12 protein-coding genes and 1 pseudogene are annotated in these 17323 nt (G+C 71.2%); 10 read left to right on the top strand and 3 right to left on the bottom strand.

Annotation, left to right across the window (positions count from 1 at the left end; genetic code table 11):
* Positions 1–193 precede the first annotated feature (193 nt).
* The 8 genes from ABD240_RS02860 (at position 194) to ABD240_RS02825 (ending at position 10301) form a co-directional block, all read left to right on the top strand.
* A complete protein-coding gene (locus ABD240_RS02860; RefSeq protein ID WP_344335600.1) occupies positions 194–1675 on the top strand; it encodes an aminobutyraldehyde dehydrogenase in 1482 nt (493 codons plus the stop codon).
* Entirely contained in the window at positions 1672–3375 is a 1704-nt protein-coding gene (locus ABD240_RS02855; protein WP_344334939.1) for an amidohydrolase, read from the top strand. The genes ABD240_RS02860 and ABD240_RS02855 overlap by 4 nt, the downstream gene beginning before the upstream one ends.
* Complete coding sequence (locus ABD240_RS02850) at positions 3372–4514, top strand: ABC transporter ATP-binding protein (protein WP_344334936.1); 1143 nt, start codon at positions 3372–3374, stop codon at positions 4512–4514. The genes ABD240_RS02855 and ABD240_RS02850 overlap by 4 nt, the downstream gene beginning before the upstream one ends.
* Complete coding sequence (locus ABD240_RS02845; RefSeq protein ID WP_291794585.1) at positions 4507–5664, top strand: polyamine ABC transporter substrate-binding protein; 1158 nt, start codon at positions 4507–4509, stop codon at positions 5662–5664. The genes ABD240_RS02850 and ABD240_RS02845 overlap by 8 nt, the downstream gene beginning before the upstream one ends.
* Positions 5661–6590: an ABC transporter permease gene (locus tag ABD240_RS02840; RefSeq protein WP_344334933.1), complete on the top strand. Its 930-nt coding sequence runs from the start codon at positions 5661–5663 to the stop codon at positions 6588–6590. The genes ABD240_RS02845 and ABD240_RS02840 overlap by 4 nt, the downstream gene beginning before the upstream one ends.
* Complete coding sequence (locus tag ABD240_RS02835; protein ID WP_344334930.1) at positions 6587–7471, top strand: ABC transporter permease; 885 nt, start codon at positions 6587–6589, stop codon at positions 7469–7471. The genes ABD240_RS02840 and ABD240_RS02835 overlap by 4 nt, the downstream gene beginning before the upstream one ends.
* 77 nt (positions 7472–7548) lie before the next feature.
* Positions 7549–9012, top strand: a complete 1464-nt coding sequence (locus ABD240_RS02830) for an NAD(P)/FAD-dependent oxidoreductase (RefSeq protein WP_344334927.1) — start codon at positions 7549–7551, stop codon at positions 9010–9012.
* A gap of 134 nt (positions 9013–9146) precedes the next feature.
* Positions 9147–10301 (top strand): NAD(P)/FAD-dependent oxidoreductase, encoded by a 1155-nt coding sequence (locus tag ABD240_RS02825; protein ID WP_291794578.1) that lies wholly within the window; start codon positions 9147–9149, stop codon positions 10299–10301.
* A 127-nt stretch (positions 10302–10428) separates the two neighbouring features.
* Here ABD240_RS02825 and recQ read toward each other — a convergent pair whose 3' ends face one another.
* The 3 genes and pseudogenes from recQ to ABD240_RS17170 form a co-directional block, all read right to left on the bottom strand.
* Complete coding sequence (recQ, locus tag ABD240_RS02820) at positions 10429–12423, bottom strand: DNA helicase RecQ (RefSeq protein WP_344334923.1); 1995 nt, start codon at positions 12421–12423, stop codon at positions 10429–10431.
* 42 nt (positions 12424–12465) lie between these two features.
* Positions 12466–14310 (bottom strand): NAD(P)/FAD-dependent oxidoreductase, encoded by a 1845-nt coding sequence (locus ABD240_RS02815; protein ID WP_291794616.1) that lies wholly within the window; start codon positions 14308–14310, stop codon positions 12466–12468.
* Positions 14311–14772: 462 nt separating this feature from the next.
* Positions 14773–15336 (bottom strand): annotated as a pseudogene (locus ABD240_RS17170) (helix-turn-helix transcriptional regulator); the annotation flags it as partial.
* A 129-nt stretch (positions 15337–15465) separates the two neighbouring features.
* Between ABD240_RS17170 and ABD240_RS02805 the strand changes: the two are divergent.
* Positions 15466–16413 (top strand): SDR family oxidoreductase, encoded by a 948-nt coding sequence (locus ABD240_RS02805; RefSeq protein ID WP_344334921.1) that lies wholly within the window; start codon positions 15466–15468, stop codon positions 16411–16413.
* Positions 16414–16585: 172 nt separating this feature from the next.
* Entirely contained in the window at positions 16586–17299 is a 714-nt protein-coding gene (locus ABD240_RS02800) for a hypothetical protein (protein ID WP_344334919.1), read from the top strand.
* Positions 17300–17323: the final 24 nt, after the last annotated feature.

Below are 17323 nucleotides of genomic sequence, written 5' to 3'. Positions count from 1 at the left end.
TTGCAAGGTCAAACTTCTGCGGATCCAATCGTTTCACCAAAGATCTTCTTCGGATTCCTCTTCTCTGTCCGGCCTGCACGTGTTAGCGTGTGGCCACTCGAACGTGTCAGCGGTCACACGCGGAGCGGTGCACCGCCGCACTCACCGCATCCGGACACACCCCCTCGCACACACCAGGAGAGAGATGCAGCCCATGCAGTTCATCGACGGGCAGCGCACGAGCGGCACTGGCCGCACCCACACCCTCGTGGGCCCCGCCACCGGAGAGGTGTTGGGCACCTACGCGCTCGCCTCCGCCGCAGACGTGGACGCGGCCGTGGCAGCGGCCCGCCGCGCCTACCCGGCCTGGAGGCGCCGCACGCCCGCGGAGCGCGCGGACCTCCTGCTCGCGCTCGCGGACGGCCTGGCCGCACGCGCCGGCGAGCTCGCCGCGCTCGAATCCCGGCAGACCGGCAAGTCTCTGCGACTGGCACAGGAGTTCGACGTCCCCGGCAGCATCGACAACGTCCGCTTCTTCGCCGGCGCCGCCCGGCAGCTCCACGGCCTGGCGGCCTCCACCTACTGGGACGGCGCCACCTCGATGATCCGGCGCGAGCCGCTGGGCGTCGTGGGCTCCATCGCACCGTGGAACTATCCACTCCAGATGGCGGCGTGGAAGGTCCTCCCCGCCGTGGCGGCGGGGAACACGATCGTGCTCAAGACCTCGGAGATGACTCCGGGCACCTCTCTCCTGCTCGCGCAGACCGCCGCCGAGGCCGGCTTCCCGCCCGGTGTCCTCAACGTCCTCGCCGGAGACGGGCCGGAGTGCGGCGAGGCGCTCGTCTCCCACCCGGACGTCGTCATGTCCTCCTTCACGGGTTCCACACGGGTGGGCCGGAGAGTGATGGAGCTCGCGAGCGCCAAGGGCTCCCGCGTCCACCTGGAGCTGGGCGGCAAGGCGCCGCTGGTGGTGTTCGCAGATGCGGACGTGGAGGCCGCGGCCCGCGGCGCCGTGGCGGGCTCCCTCATCAACGGCGGGCAGGACTGCACCGCCGCCACCCGTGCGATCGTCCACTCCTCCCTGTTCGAGGCGTTCACCTCCCGGGTCGGCGCGCTCATGGAGAGCGTGCGCGTGGGCGACCCCTCCGATCTCGCCACGGACATGGGAGCGCTCATCAGCACGGGGCACCGGGACCGCGTGGCCGGCTTCGTGGACCGTGCCCGGGCCGAGGGAGCCACTGTCGTCACCGGAGGCGGGATCCCGGAGCCCGCGGCGGGCACCGCCTCGGCACCCACCGCCTTCTACTCCCCCACCCTCCTCACCGGGGTCGGCCGGGACTCCGAGATCTGGCGGGAGGAGGTGTTCGGCCCCGTCCTCGTCGCCGTCCCATTCGAGACGGACGACGAGGCGATCGAGCTGGCGAACGACACCCCCTACGGGCTGGCGGCGAGCGCATGGACCACCTCGACCAACCGTGCGCTGCGCGCCGCCGACGAGATCGAGGCCGGGACGGTGTGGGTGAACGAGCACATCCCGATCATGTCCGAGATGCCCCACGGCGGCTTCAAGGCCTCCGGGTTCGGCAAGGACATGTCGCACTACTCCTTCGAGGAGTACACGCAGATCAAGCACGTGCTCATCGACCGGACGGAGGGCCCCGTCCGCGCCTGGCAGTCGGCGGTGTTCTCCGCATGAGCACAGGCCTGGCAGCTCTGGCTCCGCTCGCACAGCGCGGCGAGCGCACCTCGTTCACGATCCGCGGCGCGCGCGTGTTCGACGGCCGCACGCGCACGTCGGCGGACACCGTCACCGTCGAGGATGGGGTGGTCACCGGGATCGGCAGCGGGCTGTCACCCGTCCCGGGCGCCCCTGTCGTGGAGGCCGCGGGCGGACTCGTGACCCCCGGCTTCGTGGACGCCCACGCGCATCCCGTCGCCGCCGGGGTGGAGGCTCTGTCCCTCGATCTCAGCGGCTGCGACAGCCGGGCGGAGACGCTTGAGGCAGTGCGCCGCGCGCTCTCGGCCGGCTCCGGCTGGCTCACGGGCGGCGGCTGGAGGATGTCCGACTTCCCCGGCGGGGTTCCCACCGCCGCGGAGCTCGACGCGCTCGATCCCGCCAGCGTACGTCCGGTGTACCTCATCAATGCCGACCATCACTCCGCCTGGGTGAACACGGCGGCTCTGCGACTGGCCGGGATCGGCCGCGACACGCCCGCGCCGCCCGGCGGCGTGATCGAGCGCGACGGGGACGGAGAGCCGGTGGGCACGCTCCACGAATCCGCCATGGACCTCGTGAGCGCACACCTGCCGGCACCGGCCGACGCGGAGCTCGACGCAGCTCTGACGGAGGCTCAGCGCCGCCTGCATGCACTGGGCGTCACCGGCTGGAACGACGCGATCGTGGGCGAGTACGGCGGCATGTCCGACGCCCTGCCCGTCTATCTGCGCGCCGAGGCGGCAGGCACCCTCACGATGGAGGTCACCTGCTCGCTGTGGTGGCCGCGTGACGTGCACGATCCGGAGGCCGCCGTGCAGGAGCTCGCCGGGCACCGGTTCGACCGGGAACGGCTGCGGACCACGAATGTGAAGCTGATGCTCGACGGGATCGTCGAATCGCAGACCGCGGCGATGAGCGCTCCCTACTGCCGCTGCGAGCAGGTCACCGGCGTGGCGGAGGCGACCACCGGCACCCGCTACTTCAGTCCGGCGCACCTCGAGGAGGCCTTCGCCGCGGTGCAGCGGGCGGGCTTCGACATCCACTGCCATGCGATAGGCGACCGCGCAGTGCGGGATGCACTCGATGCCTTCGCGACCCTGCGCGCACGGAGCGGCGGGGACGCCGCTGCGGATCACCGCCACCACATCGCCCACGTCCAGGTCGTGGACCCGACTGACGTGCCGCGGTTCGCGCAGCTGGGTGTGTCTGCGAACCTGCAGGCGCTCTGGGCGCACTTCGACGAACAGATGGTGGAGCTCAACCTGCCGGTGCTGGGCGGCGAGCGCAGCCGCTGGCAGTACCCGTTCGGCGATATGCAGCGCGACGGTGCCCACCTCGCGATGGGTTCCGACTGGCCCGTGAGCACGCCGGATCCCTGGCAGGCGATCCACGTCGCCGTCAACCGCACCCACCCCACGGGCGCCCGTCCGGAGCCGCTGGGCCCGGATCAGGCCCTCGACCTCACCTGTGCCCTGCGGGCCTACACGACGGGGTCCGCACACCTCGGCCGCACCCGCACGGCGGGCAGGCTGGCAGTCGGCGCACCCGCGGACCTCGCTCTGGCCTCGGCCGACCCCTTCGCACTCGCCCGGGCGCAGATCCACACGGTCCGCAACCTCCTCACCGTCGCAGGCGGCCGCCTGGTGCACGCCGCCCCTTCCGGAAGGACCACACAGTGACAGCTCGACAGCAGACCCCCGCGCAGACGGCGGGCGGAACGGGCGCCGGCGGCTCCGCGACCGGCGGTGCGCTCCGGCTCTCCGCGGTGCACAAGCGCTTCGGTGAGCACACGGCGATCGACCGCGTCGACCTCGACATCCGCGCCGGGGAGTTCCTCTCCCTGCTCGGCCCCTCCGGCTGCGGGAAGACGACGCTGCTGCGGATGATCGGCGGCTTCGAGGATCCCACCTCCGGCGCGATCGCCCTGGACGGCGAGGACCTCACCGGGCTCCCGCCGTTCCGCAGGCCGGTCAACACGGTGTTCCAGTCCTATGCGCTCTTCCCCCACTACACCGTGGCGGAGAACGTGGCCTACGGACTCAAGCGCGCCAAGGTTCCGCGCAGGGACCTCGCCCCGCGAGTGGCGGAGGCGCTCGACCTCGTGCAGATGCGCCGCTTCGCGGACCGGAAGCCGGACATGCTCTCCGGCGGGCAGCAGCAGCGCGTGGCGCTCGCCCGCGCCCTCGTCAACCGCCCCCGCGTCCTCCTCCTCGACGAACCGATGAGCGCGCTGGACCGCAAGCTGCGCGAGGAGATGCAGCTGGAGCTCATCCGCCTCCACACGGACCTCGGGCTCACCTTCGTCTTCGTCACCCACGACCAGGAGGAGGCGCTCGCGATGAGCGACCGGATCGTGGTGATGAGTGAGGGCCGCATCCAGCAGGTGGGCAGCGCGGAGGAGGTCTACGGCAGTCCCGCCAACGCATTCGTCGCCGGCTTCATCGGCAAGCAGAACTTCGTGGACGCCGAGGTGGTGGAGGCAGACGCGGACGGTCTCCTGCTGCGGGGGCCGCGCTGCGACCTCCGGGCGACCGCCGCGGGATTCACCGCCGGGACACAGGTGCGCGCGGCCATCCGTCCGGAGAGCATGGGCATCCGTCCGGCCGCGGAGGGTGCCCCGGGCGGAGTCAACGCCGTGGCCGGACGCGTGGTGGGAGAGTCCTTCCTGGGCGATGTCGTCCAGTACCTCGTCCGCGCCGCGGACGGCCACGAGCTGCTCTCCCGCGTGCGCACGTCCACGGCCCCGGACGTACACGAGGGCGATGACGTGGTGCTCACCTGGGAGGCGGCAGCTGTGCAGGTGTTCAGCCATGAGTGAGCGGAATCCGGTCCGCGTCCTCGCCGGACACGACACGATCGGCAGACTCAGCCGCAGGACCGTGCTCGCGGGCATGGGTGCTGCGGGACTCAGCCTGCTGGCCTCCTGCGGGCAGAGGGGCATGGCGGAGAGCCCGGCACCCGACGGGCAGCTGGAATCACGGCTCAACGTGTACTCCTGGGGAGACTACGATCCGCCGGAGCTGCTCGAGGCGTGGTCCGCGGACAACGACGTCCGGCTCCAGGTGGACGCCTTCGGCTCCAACGAGGAGATGATGGCCAAGCTGGCCGCCTCCCGCGGGACGTCCGGCTACGACATCGTGGTGCCCACCGGCATCTACATCCCCACGATGGTCGAGCACGGTCTGCTGCAGAGGCTCGACCACTCCCTCCTGCCCAACCTCGCGACCATGGATCCCGCGTTCATGGACCAGACCTTCGACCCCGGCAACGTGCACTCGGTGTGCAAGGCCTGGGGCACCACCGGGTTCGTGTACGACGCACACCGGATCAGCGGCGATCCTCAGAGCTGGCAGGACTTCATCGACCTCGCCGCCGGGGAGGCCTCCGGTGCCACCATGCTGCTCGAGGACGCCTGGGAGGTGTGCTCGATCGCGCTCGCCGCACTGGGGCACGACCTCAACACGGTGGAGCCCGCGGAGCTCGACGAGGCGGCGGAGATCGTCGTCGACCGGCTCGCTCCGCACGTCCGCGCCTACATGGGCAACGCCAACACGGCGATGGCGCAGGGAAGCTTCGCGCTCATGCAGGCATTCAACGGCGACGCCCGGCAGGGAATGCTCGAGGCCGACGACCCGGAGCGCTGGAGGTTCGTGTTCCCCACACCGTCCGCCAATCTCTGGATGGACACCTGGTGCATCGCCACGGGCGCCCAGAACCCGGACGCCGCACACGCCTTCATCGACTGGATCATCGGGCCGGAGCAGGCACTGGCGGAGACGGACTACATCGGCTACTCCACCGGCTCCACGGCGTTCGCGGAGCCGGGGATCGAGGACGGGTTCGAGCTGGCGGAGATCATCTTCCCCGAGCAGCACGTGCTGGACCGGCTCGTGGCCTCGGAGATGAACGAGGGGATGCAGCGCCGGGTGGAGATCCTCACAGATGCGCAGACGAGGAGCGGAGCATGAGACGAGTCGCCGCACGCGTCCTGGGGCCGGGAGCGCTGTCGTTCCCCACCTGGGGCTACGCCCTGTTCTTCTTCGTGGTGCCGGTGGCACTCGTGCTCTTCTACAGCTTCGGCTACAAACCGGACGAGTTCACCACCGTCGCCACGGACCGGCTGAGCCTGGACCGCTACGGGGAGGTCTTCACCGGCTCCGTCCTCTCCACGCTCCTGGCCACGCTGCGCATCTCGATCGTCGGCACGCTCCTGTGCCTGCTCATCTCCGTGCCCTTCACCTACTGGCTGGCCGTGAAGGTCCCGCCCGAGCGGCGAGGACTGCTCCTCATGCTCGTCATGGTGCCGTTCTGGACGAACTTCCTCGTCCGCACCCTGGGCTGGCAGATCATGCTCTCCCCGGACGGCTTCCTCTCCGAGTGGGGCCAGGCCCTGGGCCTGCTGGGCGGCCCGCTGGACATCCTCTACACCCGCACCGCCGTGCAGATCGGCGTGGTCTACAACTACCTGCCGCTCATGATCCTGCCGCTGTTCGTGGGCATGGACGCGGCGGGCAGGCATCTGCGCGAGGCCAGCTACGACCTCGGCGCCGGCCGCTTCTCCACCTTCTTCCGCGTGACGATGCCGCTGGCGATGCCGGGGATGATCTCCGGCTGCATGCTGGTCTTCATCCCACTCACCGGCGACTACGTCACCGCGAACGTGCTGGGAGGCGCCAGCGGCACGATGATCGGCCAGATCATCGCCAACCAGTTCAACACCGCGCAGAACTGGGCACTGGGATCTGCGATGGCAGTCTCCCTCATCCTCGTCACCCTCGCCGTGGCGGCGGCCGCCGGGCTGCTGCTGTGGGCCGGACGCCGGGTCTTCGACCGCGCGGTGCGGGTGCGGATCGACACCTCTGAGGTGGCAGTCATGGAAGGAGCACGGTCATGAGCACCACGGGCGCACCGCAGAAGATGCGCGGCAGGAAGCGGACGGGGCTGCGCAACGGACTGTTCTCCGCCTGGGGCGCGCTCGTCTTCCTCTTCCTCTTCGCTCCCATCGCCGTCATCGTCGTCTACTCCTTCAACTCCGGCAGGGTGCTGGCGAGCTGGGACGGGTTCGGGTTCGGCGCCTATGTGAACGCCGTCAACAGCAGCGTCATCGTCTCCTCCGTCGTGACCTCGCTCCAGGCGGCGGTGGGTGCGGCGCTGCTCTCCACGCTGCTGGGGACTCTGGGCGGGATCGCGCTCGCCCGGGCGCGGCGCGGGACGTGGTGGGCCGGAGGACTCATGGGCCTCCTCGCGCTCACGCTCATCACCCCGGAGATCGTGGACGGCATCGCGTTCCTCCCCTGGTTCGTGACGCTGGGGGTGGACGCGGGACTGGGCCCGTTCAACAACGGCCTCGTCAGGCTGATCGTCGCCCACGCCATGTTCTCCGTCGCCGTCGTCACCTTCATCATCCGCGCACGGATGGCCGGGGTGGACGCCTCACTCGAGGAGGCCGCCGCAGACCTGGGCGCGGGGAGGTTCGAGGCCTTCCGCACCGTCACCCTGCCCATCGCGGGGCCGGGCATCCTCGCCGGCGCGCTCATGTCCTTCACCCTCAGCCTCGACAACACGATCCTGTCCAGCTTCGTCCAACAGCCGGGCTACACACCGTGGCCGGTGTACATCTTCGCCTCCGTGCGCGTGGCACTCCGGCCAGAGGTCGCGGCGATGTCCACCATCATGCTGCTGCTCACGCTCGTCGCCCTGGCGGTCGTGGCGCTCGTCCTCAAACGCTCCGGCGACTCCGCAACCGGGATCGTCAAGACCATGGCCGGCAGCTGAACGCTCCGGACGGCCGGTGCGAGCGGGTTCCGCCCGCCTCGCGCACAACCCCACTCCCCTTCCACAAGGCAGGAACCATGACCTCAGCTTCTTCCAGCAGTCCGGCGCCCGCAGCGGCGGGAGCCCCGGCCTCGGCGGCGGAGATCTCCGCCTCCCTCGCAGGTGCGTCCACCGTCCCCTTCTGGCTGGACGACCCGGCCAGGCCGGCACCGCTGCCCCCGCTCCACGGTGAGATCGACACGGATCTGCTGGTGGTCGGCGGCGGGTTCGTGGGACTCTGGACGGCGCTGCTGGCCAAGGAGGCGGATCCGGAGCGCCGGGTGGTGCTCCTCGAGGGAGGCACCGTGGGCTGGGCCGCCTCCGGACGCAACGGCGGCTTCTGCGAGGCGAGCCTCACGCACGGCCATGAGAACGGTGAGAAGCACCTGCCGCAGGAGAACGCCCGGCTCGCGGAGCTGGGCATGGAGAACCTCGACGCGATCGAGGACGCGGTGCGCCGCTACGGGATCGACTGTGAGTTCGAGCGGACCGGGGTCATCAACGTCGCGACGGAGCGGTATCAGGCCGAGAACCTGCGGGCCGGCCACGATCCTGCCGGCGGCGCGCACTGGCTGGACCGCGAGGAGCTGCGCGCGCACATCGATTCGCCCTCCTACCTGGGCGGGCTGTGGGAACCCCGCGTCGCGGCGATGATCCATCCCGCGAAGCTGTGCTGGGGACTGCTCCGCGTCATCCGCGAGCTGGGCGTCGAGGTGTACGAGCACACGGTCGTGCGGGACCTGGGGTGGGCGCCGCGCGGTGCGTCCGGGCCGGGCCGCCGCGTCCTGGCCCGCACGGATGCCGGGGAGGTCCGGGCCGCACACGTGGCACTGGGCACCAATGTCTTCCCCTCACTGCTGGCGCGCACGCGCTTCCACACCGTGCCCGTGTACGACTACGCCCTCATGACGGAGCCGCTGAGTGCGGCGCAGCTGGAGGCGATCGGCTGGAAGGGCCGTGAGGGGCTCTCCGACTCCGCCAATCGCTTCCACTACTTCCGCCTCACAGCCGACGACAGGATCCTCTGGGGCGGATGGGACGCCGTCTATCACTACGGCCGTCAGGTCTCGTGGAAGTACGATCAGCGGCCGGAGACCTTCGAGACGCTCGCCCGTCAGTTCTTCGAGACGTTCCCCCAGCTCGCCGGTCTGCGGTTCACCCACAAATGGGGCGGCGCGATCGACACCTGCACCCGCTTCTTCCCGTTCTTCTCGACGGCCTACGGCGGGAGGGTCACCTATTCCGCCGGGTACACCGGTCTGGGCGTGGGAGCCAGCCGGTTCGGAGCACGGGTGATGCTCGACCTCCTGTCCGGGGAGACCACGGAGCTCACCGAGCTGGAGATGGTGCGCAGGACTCCGCTTCCCTTCCCGCCGGAGCCCTTCGCCTGGGCCGGGATCACACTCACCACCAAGGCGCTCATCCGCGCGGACGAGAACTCCGGGCGCCGCGGTCCCCTCCTCAGGGTCCTCGATGCGTTCGGGGTGGGATTCGACTCCTGACCCGGCCGGGCGCGGCCCGGCCGGTCCTGACCCGTTCCCGCCGCCTCCCTTGTGCGCGGGCGATCAGGCCACCAGACTGGCCGCATGCACCGGTCGCAGGCAGGCCGATCCGCAGGCGGGCTGAGGAGGGGACGATGGAGTTTCCGGACAGGGCGGACGTCGTGGTGGTGGGCGGCGGAATCGCAGGGGTGTGCACGGCGCACCGGCTGGCCGAGGCCGGCCGCTCCGTGGTCCTCGTGGAGCGGGGCGAGCTGGCTTCGGGCTCCACGAGCAGGGCGGCGGGCGGACTGCGGACGCAGTTCTCGGACGAGACGAACATCCTGCTGGGCGCGCGGAGCCTGGAGGCCTTCGCCCGGATCACCGCACAGACGGGGCAGGAGATCGACCTCGTGCGCTCCGGCTATCTCTTCCTGCTGAGCACGGAGGAGGACGCAGCCCGGTTCGAACGCGACGTCGCCCTGCAGAACTCGCTGGGGCAGGATTCCCGCATGCTCACGCCCGCGCAGGCGCAGGCGCTCAACCCCCACATCAGCACGGAGGGGCTCGTCGCCGCGGCGTTCAATCCGCACGACGGCCACTGCACGCCGGAATCCGCGGTGGCGGCCTTCGCCGCGGCGGCCCGGAATGCGCGAGCGCGCATCCTCACGCACACGGAAGCCACCGGGGTGCGCATGTCCGGCGGGGAGGTCGAGGCCGTGGAGACCTCACGCGGAACCGTCCGCACCCCCGCCGTGGTCTGCGCGGCCGGGGTGTGGTCGCCGGAGTTCGCACGGACGGCGGGAGTCCAGCTGCCCATCACGCCCCTGCGCCGGCAGATCGTCGTGACGGAGCCGGTGGGCTTCGACGTGCGGTCGCTGCCGTTCACCATCGACTTCTCCACCTCGTTCTACTTCCACGCGGAGGGCACCGGGCTCCTGATGGGAGCACCGGAGGCGGAAGACCGGCGCACCTTCGACCAGCGGCGTGACCCCGGCTGGCTGGAGCACCTGGGCACGTTCCTCGAGCACCGTGCGCCGGCGCTGGCCGATGTGCAGGTGCGCAGCGGATGGGCGGGGCTCTACGAGTGCACCCCGGACCACAATGCGCTCATCGGCGCGGCGGCGGAGGCGCAGGGGTTCTACTACGCCGCGGGGTTCTCCGGCCACGGCTTCCTCCAGGGGCCTGCCGTGGGCGAGGTGATGCGCGACCTGGTGCTGGGGACGGAGCCCTTCGTGGACGTGCGCGGCCTGAGCGCGGACCGGTTCCACGGCGCGGAGGCGGACCTGCGCCGCGAGCTCACGATCGTGTGAGGAGAGCCGCCCGCTCAGTTCGCCACGTGGACGTGAGCGCGGCCCAGACCCCCGCGTTCGGCGATGTCGAGCAGAACCGTCGCGACCGGCAGGCCGCCGCCGTCATCACGGCGCGGCCCCTCCGCGTTCACTCCTCGCGTCCGCCGGGGGCGCTTCTGCCGGGACCGAACACCGGCAGGACCCGCCGCGTCTCCGCACTGCCCTCCTGCGCGGCAGGCGAGTCCACCTCGGTGAGCACCTCCAGGATCGCGTCGCCGTACTCCGCCAGCTTCTTCGCACCCACACCGCTCACGGTCCCCAGCTGCCCGGTGCTCGCCGGCCGGGCCTCGACGATGCCCACCAGGGTGGCGTCGGAGAAGACCATGTAGGGCGGGATCTGCTTCTCCTTGGCCACGGAGGTCCGCCACGCGCGCAGGGCCTCGAAGACCTCCTTCTGCGCGGGCTCCAGCCCGTCTGCCGCCCGAGCCCTGCCGGCGCCGGAGGAGCCGCCCGCACCCGAGGAGGAGCCGCCTCGGGCACGGCCCTGCACCGGAGCACGGTCCTCCGCGAGCTCCACCGTGACCTCGCCGCGCAGCACCGGTCCGGACTCGCTGCCGGGCACCAGCACCCCGTACTCCCCCACGGCCTCCACGATCCCGCGCGCGGCGAGCTGGCGCGTCACGGTGCGCCACTGCCGGTCGCTGAGCTCCTGGCCGATCCCCCAGACGCTGAGCTCCTGGTGCCGCGACCGGGTGGAGCGCTCGCTCTCCCTGCCCAGCAGCACGTCGATCACCTGGCCGGCGCCGAACCTCTGTTCGCGCTCCCGGTCCAGCCGGATGATCGCGGACAGCAGCTTCTGCGCGGCGACCGTCCCGTCCCAGGTGACGGGCGGATGCAGGCACGTGTCGCAGTTGCCGCAGGGCTGCGAGTCCTGGCCGAAGTACCGCAGCAGCTGCACGCGCCGGCAGGTCACCGTCTCGCACAGCGCGAGCATGGCGTCGAGATGGCTGCGCGCGTTGCGCTTGAAGGCGTCGTCGCCCTCCGAAGCGTCGATGAACCGGCGCTGGTTCACGACGTCCTGCAGCCCGAAGGCCAACCAGGCCGTCGAGGGCTGGCCGTCACGGCCCGCGCGCCCCGTCTCCTGGTAGTAGCCCTCGATGCTCTTGGGCAGGTCCAGATGGGCGACGAAGCGGACGTCCGGCTTGTCGATGCCCATGCCGAACGCGATCGTCGCCACCATCACGAGGCCGTCCTCGCGGAGGAAGCGCTCCTGGTGCCGGTGGCGCACCGTGGCGTCGAGGCCCGCGTGATACGGCAGCGCCGGCACACCGCGGGCGGCGAGCCACTCGGCCGTCTGCTCGACGCTCCTGCGGGAGAGGCAGTAGACGATGCCCGCCTCCCCCTCGTGCTCCGTGCGGATGAGCGTCAGCAGCTGGTCCCGCGGCCGGTCCTTGGGCGTGATCCGGTACTGGATGTTGGGCCGGTCGAAGCTGGAGACGAAGTGCTCCGCCCGCTCCATGCGCAACCGCTGGGTCATCTCCTCGTGCGTGGCGCGGGTGGCGGTGGCGGTGAGCGCCATGCGCGGAACGGAGGGGAACTCGCCGGCGAGGACGGCGAGCCCCATGTAGTCCGGCCGGAAGTCGTGGCCCCACTGGGAGACGCAGTGCGCCTCGTCGATGGCGAACAGCGCCAGCGGCGCGCGCTGGAGGAGATCGCGCGTGCGCGGCAGGACGAGGCGCTCCGGTGCCATGTAGAGGAGGTCCAGCTCACCCGCCAGCAGCTGCTGCTCCACGGCCGCGGCCTCGTGGGGTTCCAGTGTGGAGTTGAGGTACGCAGCCCGGATCCCCACCGCCTCCAGGGCGGCGACCTGATCCGCCATGAGCGCGATGAGCGGGGAGACCACGATCCCGGTCCCGGGTCGCAGGAGCGCCGGGATCTGGTAGCACAGCGACTTGCCGCCGCCGGTGGGCATGAGCACCACGGCGTCTCCCCCGCCGGTCACGTGCTCGATGATCGCCTGCTGGTTGCCGCGGAAGGACTCGTAGCCGAAGACGCGGGAGAGGACCTCGAGCGCCTGCGGCGCCGCCTCCGGCGCAGATGCGGCGGGAGGCTGGACGGGTGCGGCGAGGTCCTGGTGATCCATGCCCTCAGCCTACGGCGTGGGCGGGACACGGCCCACCGCCCCTCAGCTCGTGTGGTGTACCTCCTGCTGTCCGTAGACCGGGGTGTCGAGGCCCTCGAGGCGCGCCTTGAGCTGCAGCGCGAGGTAGCGGGAGTAGTGCCTGGACTGGTGGAGATTGCCGCCGTGGATCCAGAGCTGGTCCACAGCGGTGGGCTTCCACATGTTCCGCAGCTCCCCCTCCCAGGGGCCGGGATCCTTGGCGGTGTCCGAACCGAAGCCCCAGACCTTCCCCACCCGGTCCGCGATCTCCGGGGAGACGAGGTCCCGCAGCCACTGGTTCATCGATCCGTAGCCGGTCGCGTAGACGATGAGGTCGGCCGGCAGCCGCCTGCCCTCCGCGCTGCCGTCGTCCACCACGACCGCGTCCGGCTCGATCCTCGTCACCTGTCCGCGGGCGAGTGCGATGCGGCCGTCGATGACGAGCTGGCTGGCACCGACGTCGATGTAGTAGCCGGAGCCGCGGCGCAGGTACTTGAGGAACAGCCCGGAGCCGTCCTCGCCCATGTCGAGCTCGAATCCCGCCTCCTCCAGCTGCCGGTAGAACTCCGCGTCCTGCTCCGCCATCTGTTCGTAGACCGGGATCTGCACCCCCGGCAGGAGCCGGTACGGCCATGAGGCGAAGAGCATGTCCGCCTTCTCGGTCGTGATCCCGTTCGCCAGCGCCTCCTCCGAGTACAGCGGACCCAGCGCGAGCGACATGAGGGATTCGCTCCGGGAGATGTGCGTGGACGAACGCTGCACCATCGTCACCTCTGCGCCCTTCTCCCAGAGTGCGGCACAGATGTCATGGGCGGAGTTGTTCGAGCCGATCACCACGGCGCGCCGGCCCTCGTACTCGCCCTCCCCGGTGAAGGCCGAGGAGTGCGTCTGCTCACCCTCGAAGCTCTCCGCGCCCTCGAACTCCGGGATGTTCGGATAGCCGGAGACCCCCAGCGCGAAGACGAGGTGGGTGGGCCTGAGCTCCACCGCCTCACCGCGGCGGTCCACGCGCACCCGCCAGGTGCCGGCGGCCTCGTCGAACTCCGCGCCCAGGCACTCCGTCCCGGACCAGTAGTCCAGCTCCATGAGTGCCGTGTAGTGCTCCAGCCAGTCGCCGATCCGGTCCTTCGCCGCGAAGACGGGCCAGTCGTCGGGGAAGGGGAGGTAGGGCAGGTGGTCGTACCAGACCGGGTCGTGCAGGTGGAGCGACTTGTAGCGGTTGCGCCAGGAGTCCCCGGCCCGCTCATTGCGTTCGACGACGAGTGCGGGCACGCCCTGCCGCTTGAGGCGAGCGGCGAGTCCGATCCCGCCCTGCCCGCCGCCGACGATCACGACGTAGGGCTGCTCCTCGTAGCCGAACCGCGCCTGATGCTCCTGCTTCCGCTCCAGCCAGGTCTTCCTGCCGCGTTCGATGACGTGGTCCACGCCCTTCTCCCGGGCGCTCCCCTTCTTCTCCTCGAACCCCTTGAGCTCCTGCATGGTGGTGAGCAGCGTCCACGCTCTGCCCTCCCGCAGACGGAGGTGCCCCCAGCCGCGGGAGACGCCCGTCTCGAACCGGATCCACGCCTCGGTCACGCCGTCCGCCTCCGTCGCCGGTTCGTCCAGCCGCCATCCGGAGGGAGCGACGTGCGCCAGCTGTGCACGCAGCATCTGCCTGATCTCCTCGCGGCCCTCCAGCGTGCGCAGGTTCCAGGTGAAGGCGACGAAGTCCCGCCAGTACCCGTCCTCCTCGAAGAGCTCCGCCGCGGCATCCGCGTCACCGGCGGTGAGCGCCTCGTCCAGTGCGCTCAGCCACGTCTCCACCCGCTCATCCGGGCCCGGCGCGTGGGTCTGCGTGTCCTGTGTGTGCGCTGTCACCGTCTCGGTCATGTCCACTCCTTCGTGTCCTCGACGTCCGTCCATGACGCAGGACACAGTCTCTTCCCGGAGAGGTTGCACCGTCGTTGCACGCGCCCGGCCAGACGCTGCGGGCGGGACGTTCGCCGCCGCGATCGCACGGGCCCGCGCGTGCAGCGCACGGCGGAGGGAGGCGGGGCTGCGGACCTCGGCTCCCGGCACGGCCAGCAGCTGCCCTGCGGCGATGTCCTCCCTCTCCATCCGCAGCCGGAGGCTCAGGCACCCGTCCTCGCGCACTGCCGCGTCCACGGCCTGCGCCGTGGCCGGGCCCGGCACCGTCGCCAGCAGCGCCGCGACGGAGCCCTCCGGGATCCGCAGGTGCACGTCACACACGAGGACCGAGGCCTCGAACTCCGCCGAGGCCCGCTGCCAGTACTCCGCGAGGGAGAATCCCGGCGGCCGGGCTGCCCCGTCCTCACACACCACGACGTCGCTCATCCGCGAGACCCGATACGTGCGCACCCGTCCTGTGCCGGCGGCGACGAGATACCACGCACCGGCCTTGCGCACGAGGCCGAGCGGATCGAGCAGCCTCGGCGCACCCTCCGCGGGGTCGCCGCCGTACCGGGCGTACCGCAGGCGCACGCGCCGTCCCGTCCGCACCGCCTCCGCCACCTCGAGCAGGGCCGCCGGCCTCTCCACGGAGGAGAACCACCCCTCGCTGTCGAGCAGGAACCTCTCCCGCACGGAGGGATCGCCGCCGGGAGCCGCGGCCCCGAACTTCAGCTGCGCCGTGAGATGGGCCTCTCCCAGCCCCAGGTCCCGGGCACCGGCCTCCCCCAGGAGCAGCGCCTGCACCTCCGGACCGGTCATCCCGAGGACGGGCGAGCGCCAGCCGTCGACCACGCCCACACCGCCGGCCGGCCCGGTGCGCGTCCACAGCGGGACACCCAGCTCCCGCAGCGCGGCGAGGTCACGCTGCACCGTCCGTGCGGAGACCTCGAACCTCCGGGCCAGCCTCTCCACGCTGGTGGCGGGCACGCGCGTGAGCTCCAGCATCATCCCGAGCAGCCTCGAAGCGGTCATGCGCGTCACACTATCCCGCATTCACGACAGCGGATGTCGTCAACTCCTGTGAGAGTGGCTCATACCCGGCACACCCGCCGGAGAGGACGAGAGGACAGGACGATGACGGAGACGACTCCACTCCACGGCAGGATCGCACTGGTGACGGGCGCCACCCGCGGCGCGGGCCGAGCCATCGCACGGGAGCTGGCCGCGGGCGGAGCGGAGGTGTACTGCACCGGCCGCTCGACCACAGCCGCGCCCTCCGACTACGGGCGCCCGGAGACCGTGGCGGAGACGGCGGAGCTCATCCGCGCGGACGGCGGCACCGCCCACGCCGTGACGGTCGACCACCGGGACCGTGCGCAGGTGCGGACGCTGATCGAGCGGATCGACGCCACTCACGGACACCTGGACGTACTCGTCAACGACATCGGCGGCGAGGCCTACGTGGAGTTCGACACGCCCCTGTGGGAGTACGACTGGGACGAGGGCATGCGGCTGTTCGAGACCGGATTCCTGACCCACCTCCTCACCAGCCACGCCGCTCTCGGCCTGCTGGTCCGGCACCGGGGCGGCCTCGTCGTCGAGGTGACGGACGGCACGCGCGCGTACAACGCAGCGCACTTCCGCTCGACCGTGTTCCTCGACGTGACGAAGACCGCGGTGGACCGACTCGCCTACGCGCAGGGGCACGAGCTGGCCCCGTACGGCGGGACGGCGGTCTCCGTGACCCCGGGCTGGCTGCGGTCGGAGATGATGCTCGAGCACTTCGGCGTCACGGAGGAGACGTGGCGGGCCGCGGCCGAGGCCAATAGGGGCCGCGAGGACGCCCTCCCGCCGTACGCGTTCGCGATCTCGGAGACGCCCGCCCTGCTGGCCCGCGGCGTCCGGGCACTCGCCTCGGACCCGGACCGGCACCGGTGGAACACGCAGTCGGTGAGCTCGTTCGAGCTGGGACGGCACTACGGCCTCACGGACGCGGACGGCTCGCTGCCGGACTCCTGGTCGTTCATCGAGGCGCTGGAATCCGCCCAGGGCGCCGAGCCGGAGGTCGACGACCACCGCTGAGCACACGGTGATGCGATGCGCACGCCGGCCGCCGTGCGCACACTCATTCCGGCCGCTCCGCGACCTCACTGCGCCGCCCTCGCCGCTGAGGGCACACTCATCCGCTCATCCCGCCTCCCACTCTGGGTGTGCGCCGGACGGCCCGGCGCACACCCAGTGAGGAGCACTGACCATGAGCGACACTCCCGCAACGACCACAGTCCCCACCGACGGCCTCGGCCCCACCGCCTCCGGGCCTGCGGAGGAGAAGGAGCACCGGAACGGACGCAGGCGCCTCTTCGTGGGAGGCGGTGTGCTCCTGGGGATCGGCGCGCTCGCCACCGCAGCCGCATTCACGGACTTCGCCCTGCTGGATCTGGGCGCAGGCGGACTGGGCGGTGAGTCCAACGGCTACAACATCCAGGTCTCGACCGGGCAGGAGCCCACCGTGGGCTCCGTGGCCCGCTGGGTGGAGGCGAACCCCGATGCCGAGGCGGTGACCATCCCCGGCTCCGACTCCCTGTCGCCGGGCGGCGGCCCGCTGACGGTGAGGCTCCCCGTGCGCAACGCCTCGGAAAAGCTCGACTCCACCCTCTCGCTCACGCTCGAGAACACCACCGAGAACCCGTCTGCGGCGGACCGCGCCTACACCGGGCTGCTCCGGTTCTCCTATGCGGAGGTCGACGACGCCTCCTCCGCCCCCGCCCAGTGGAAGCCGGTGGGCAGCGGTGTGCTCGGCGCCTCCGGCAGCACCTCCACCGTGAAGCTGGGCGACCTCGCACCGGAGAGCGGCCGGGTCGTCGTCCTGCGCATCTCCCTGGCGGACGGCGCGGACCAGGAGGCCACGAACGCCGCGAACGGAGGGGGCACCGCGATCCAGGCCCGCTTCGACGGCTCCAGCAGGTGATGCGCTCCTCGGGCGCGCCCGAGG

The organism is Brevibacterium salitolerans (assembly GCF_039531405.1).
GTDB classification, from domain to species: Bacteria; Actinomycetota; Actinomycetes; order Actinomycetales; family Brevibacteriaceae; genus Brevibacterium; species Brevibacterium salitolerans.
The sequence above is the reverse complement of the archived record's forward strand: the minus strand, read 5'-3'. Positions and strand labels throughout refer to the sequence as shown.

Coding starts and splice junctions, on each gene's coding strand:
- ABD240_RS02860 (WP_344335600.1), top strand. CDS start 194: ATGCAGTTCATCGACGGGCAGCGCACGAGCGGCACTGGCCGCACCCAC.
- ABD240_RS02855 (WP_344334939.1), top strand. CDS start 1,672: ATGAGCACAGGCCTGGCAGCTCTGGCTCCGCTCGCACAGCGCGGCGAG.
- ABD240_RS02845 (WP_291794585.1), top strand. CDS start 4,507: ATGAGTGAGCGGAATCCGGTCCGCGTCCTCGCCGGACACGACACGATC.
- ABD240_RS02840 (WP_344334933.1), top strand. CDS start 5,661: ATGAGACGAGTCGCCGCACGCGTCCTGGGGCCGGGAGCGCTGTCGTTC.
- ABD240_RS02835 (WP_344334930.1), top strand. CDS start 6,587: ATGAGCACCACGGGCGCACCGCAGAAGATGCGCGGCAGGAAGCGGACG.
- ABD240_RS02830 (WP_344334927.1), top strand. CDS start 7,549: ATGACCTCAGCTTCTTCCAGCAGTCCGGCGCCCGCAGCGGCGGGAGCC.
- ABD240_RS02825 (WP_291794578.1), top strand. CDS start 9,147: ATGGAGTTTCCGGACAGGGCGGACGTCGTGGTGGTGGGCGGCGGAATC.
- recQ (WP_344334923.1), bottom strand. CDS start 12,423: ATGGATCACCAGGACCTCGCCGCACCCGTCCAGCCTCCCGCCGCATCT.
- ABD240_RS02815 (WP_291794616.1), bottom strand. CDS start 14,310: ATGACCGAGACGGTGACAGCGCACACACAGGACACGCAGACCCACGCG.
- ABD240_RS02805 (WP_344334921.1), top strand. CDS start 15,466: ATGACGGAGACGACTCCACTCCACGGCAGGATCGCACTGGTGACGGGC.
- ABD240_RS02800 (WP_344334919.1), top strand. CDS start 16,586: ATGAGCGACACTCCCGCAACGACCACAGTCCCCACCGACGGCCTCGGC.